We start from the raw sequence: 3,551 nt of genomic DNA, 5'->3' as shown, positions 1-3,551 counted from the left end.
GTTCGGGCGGCAGCACCGCCAACGCCAGTTCGCCCGGGCTGCGCTGGTAGTAGGCGGCGGCAAAGTCGACCAGCGCGCGCCAGCCGGCCGGCAGCGGCGGCAGCGCGTCGAGCGACTCACCGACCGGCCGCAGCGAGGCGAGTTCGAGCATCGGCAAATCGGACGCGACCGGCGCTTCCCAGACGATGCCCAGCACCTCGCGGCGCCCGAACGGCACGCGCAGCAAGCTTCCCGGCAAATGTTGTCGCTCGGCCCGGTAGTCGAGCGCGCCCTGCAGGCCGCTGTGCTGGGGCGCATCGACCAAGACCGCCACGCGGCTCGCGACATCGACCGGGGTGTGTCCCGGCACCGCCGGCACCGCCGCTTCTGGCGATTGAAGAAGAGTCGACTTGGCCACGAAACCTCGAACGATCGTCAGAGAACCGACCCAAGTTGTTGATTCATCTAGGCTTTGCGAACTATCCACTCAGCCTGTGGAAAACTTTGTGGGAAACCTGCGAAAACGGCGGCTAAATGCCCGTCTTTATTGGCCTGTGGACGGACTGAGGCATTTTGAGGCAGTGCGACGTGCCTATATAAATCAACGACTTAGCAGCGATGCTTGCCAATCGGGTGCTGCGCCGCAACAGCTTCGCGCTTCGTAGAGCCATGAGTCGTTTTTGGGGATAAGTCAAGCGCCAATCCAGCGGAACAGGGCAAACCCCGAATTCGATCGGGCTGACCCGCCCGGCTTCAAGATCGGCGCTGCGTGTGCGAATGCTCGTGAACCGCCTCGACCAGCACGCTCACGCTTTGCGGCGGCGTGTGCTGGCTGATCCCGTGGCCGAGATTGAAAACGTGGCCGCTGCCCGCCGACGGCGAGCCGTAGCTGTCGAGCGTGCGCGCCACCTCGGCGCGAATCTGCTCCGGCTCGGCGAACAGCACGTTCGGGTCGAGGTTGCCCTGCAGCGCCACCCGCTCGCCGATGCGCGCTCGCGCCTGGCCGAGGTTCACAGTCCAGTCGAGGCCGACCACGTCGCAGCCGCTCGCGGCGATCGCCTCCAACCACAGCCCGCCGCCCTTGGTGAAGACGATGTGCGGCACCCGCAAGCCGTCGTGCTCACGCTTCAACTGGCCGAGCACGCGTTCGGTGTAGGCCAGGCTGAAACGCCGGAAGGCGTCGTCGGCGAGCACGCCGCCCCAGCTGTCGAAGACCATCACCGCCTGCGCGCCGGCCTCGATCTGGGCGTTCAGGTAGGCGGCGACCGCATTGGCGTTGATCTCCAGGATGCGGTGCAGCAGATCCGGGCGGCGGTAGAGCATGGTCTTGATGAGCCGGTAGTCGCTGCTGCCGGCGCCTTCGACCATATAGCAGGCCAGCGTCCACGGGCTGCCGGAAAAGCCGATCAGCGGGACCCGGCCCGTCGTCTCGCCGGCCACGTCCTGCGAGAGCGCGCGGCGGATCGAGGCGACGGCGTCGAACACGTAGCGCAGCTTGGCCATGTCGGGCACCGCGAGGCGCGCCACATCGGCTTCGGTGCGCAGCGGATGCGCAAAGCGCGGGCCCTCGCCCTCCGCGAAGCTCAGCCCCAGCCCCATGGCGTCGGGCACCGTGAGGATGTCGGAGAACAGGATCGCCGCGTCGAGCGGATAGCGCTGCAGCGGCTGCAAGGTCACTTCGGTCGCATAGTCGGGGTTCGTCGCGAGGCCCATGAAGCTGCCGGCGCGCCCGCGCGTGGCGCGGTACTCGGGCAAGTAGCGGCCGGCCTGGCGCATCAGCCAAACCGGCGTGCAGTCGGTCGGCAGGCGCAGGCAGGCGCGCAGAAAACGGTCGTTGGCGAGCTTCGGCAGGCGAGGCTCGTCGGCGACATGCGGTGCAAGAGGGACGGCGGGGCGGGTCATCGCGAGATTATCGGCGGCACCCCGGCGATCAGAAGCTGCTGCGGCGTGGCCGCCGCGCCGCCGGGACGCAGCGCGGTCGGTGCGCCCTGCAACGCAGTGGCGACATCGAGGCCGTTGGCGGGTTTCACACTGGTTAGGATAGCCAGCGCGCCGCAGGCCCGCGTCGCCCTTGCTCACCTCTGCGGCCGCCCGCCCGCGCGCCGCAGCCTCTGCCCTCCCAAAGGACTGCCATGCTCCGACACGCTCTCGCCGCTTTTGCCGTCTTTGCGAGCCTTGCGCTCGGCGGCTGCGGCTACAACGACTTCCAGCGCCTGGACGAGCAGACCAATGCCGCGTGGTCGGAGGTGCTCAACCAGTACCAGCGACGCGCCGACCTCATTCCGAACATCGTCGCCACCGTCAAGGGCGAGGCGAACTTCGAGCAGGAAACGCTCACCCGCGTGGTCGAGGCGCGTTCGCGCGCCACCAGCATCCAGGCCACACCGGAACTCGTGAACGACCCGGCCGCGTTCCAGCGCTTCCAGGCCGCGCAGGGCGAGGTGTCGAGCGCCTTGAGCCGGTTGCTGGCGGTGGTGGAGAACTACCCGAACCTCAAGGCCAACCAGGGCTTCCAGGACCTGCGCGTGCAGCTCGAGGGCACCGAGAACCGCATCACCGTGGCGCGTAACCGCTACATCAAGGCGGTGCAGGAGTTCAACGTGCTGGCGCGCAGCTTTCCGAACAACCTGACCGCGATGGTGTTCGGCTACGACCCCAAGCCCAACTTCACCGTGCAGAACGAGGCCGAGATTTCACAACCGCCTGCGGTGAATTTCGACTTCGGCAAGCCGGCCGCGCCGGGCGGCGCACCGCCTGCAGCACCGCCAGCTTCGCGATGAGCCGACAGCGCGCCGTGTGCCGTCGCTCACCGGGCCAGATTTGATGCGCGATTGGCGACTCCGGCCGGCGCTGCCCGGCGCCTCGCTACCGCACCGGCCGCGCCGCTCGCGCGCCGGCTGGCAGGCGCTGCCGATGGCGCTGTTGCTGGCCCTCACGCTGGCTCTGGCGCTCGTCGCCACGATGGCGCGGGCCCAGGAACTGGTGCCGGTGCCCGAGCTCACGGCGCGGGTGATCGATCAGACCGGCACGCTGAGCGCGGAGCAGACCGCCGCGCTGGACGCCAAGCTCGCCGCCTTCGAGCAAGAGGTCGGCTCGCAGTTGGTGATCCTGATGGTGGCGGCCACCGCGCCGGAGGACATCGCCGACTACACCCAGCGCGTCGGTGACGCCTGGCAGATCGGCCGCGCCGACGTGGGCGACGGGCTGCTGATCGTCGTGGCGAAAGACGAACGCCGGCTGCGCATTGCGCCGGCCAAGGCGCTGGAAGGCGCGGTGCCCGACTTGGCCGCCAAGCAGATCATCGACCGCTATCTCACGCCCGCCTTTCGCGCGAACGACTACGCCGGCGGCCTGAGCGCGGCCGTCGATGCGCTGGCCGCCCGCATTCGCGGTGAAGCGCTCCCCGCACCCGAGCCGCGCGGCGCACAAGCGCAGCCGGGCGCGCAGTGGCAGGACATGGCGCTGTTCTTCCTGCTGGCCGTGCCGGTCGTCGGTGCGATGCTGACCGGCCGGCTCGGCCGCAAGCTCGGCTCGGCGGCCACCGGCGCCGGCGCCGGTGGCCTGGCTTGGCT

The 3,551-nt window shown here is 69.2% G+C and carries 4 protein-coding genes and 1 pseudogene; 2 read left to right on the top strand and 3 right to left on the bottom strand.

Annotated features, from left to right (window positions below):
• From H0W38_RS18880 to H0W38_RS18870, 3 genes and pseudogenes are all read right to left on the bottom strand, one after another.
• Positions 1-397, bottom strand: a pseudogene (locus H0W38_RS18880) (primosomal protein N'); the annotation flags it as partial.
• A 335-nt stretch (positions 398-732) separates the two neighbouring features.
• On the bottom strand, positions 733-1,881 hold the full coding sequence (gene hemE / locus H0W38_RS18875) for a uroporphyrinogen decarboxylase (protein WP_292457037.1): 1,149 nt from the start codon (positions 1,879-1,881) through the stop codon (positions 733-735).
• Positions 1,878-2,009, bottom strand: a complete 132-nt coding sequence (locus H0W38_RS18870) for a hypothetical protein (RefSeq protein ID WP_292457035.1) — start codon at positions 2,007-2,009, stop codon at positions 1,878-1,880. The genes hemE and H0W38_RS18870 overlap by 4 nt, the downstream gene beginning before the upstream one ends.
• 102 nt (positions 2,010-2,111) lie before the next feature.
• Between H0W38_RS18870 and H0W38_RS18865 the strand changes: the two genes are divergently transcribed.
• A complete protein-coding gene (locus H0W38_RS18865) occupies positions 2,112-2,759 on the top strand; it encodes a LemA family protein (RefSeq protein ID WP_292457033.1) in 648 nt (215 codons plus the stop codon).
• Positions 2,760-2,802: 43 nt separating this feature from the next.
• Positions 2,803-3,551 (top strand): TPM domain-containing protein (locus H0W38_RS18860; protein ID WP_292457029.1); only part of this gene is annotated, 749 nt, incomplete at its 3' end.

Origin of the sequence: Methylibium sp. (assembly GCF_013817365.1) — a bacterium.
Classification (GTDB): Bacteria; Pseudomonadota; Gammaproteobacteria; order Burkholderiales; family Burkholderiaceae_C; genus Methylibium.
Note: the sequence above shows the minus strand (reverse complement) of the source record. Positions and strands in the feature narration are given on the sequence as shown.

Excerpts from the sequence above, each read along its gene's own strand:
- hemE (WP_292457037.1), bottom strand. The coding sequence starts at position 1,881 with ATGACCCGCCCCGCCGTCCCTCTTGCACCGCATGTCGCCGACGAGCCT.
- H0W38_RS18865 (WP_292457033.1), top strand. The coding sequence starts at position 2,112 with ATGCTCCGACACGCTCTCGCCGCTTTTGCCGTCTTTGCGAGCCTTGCG.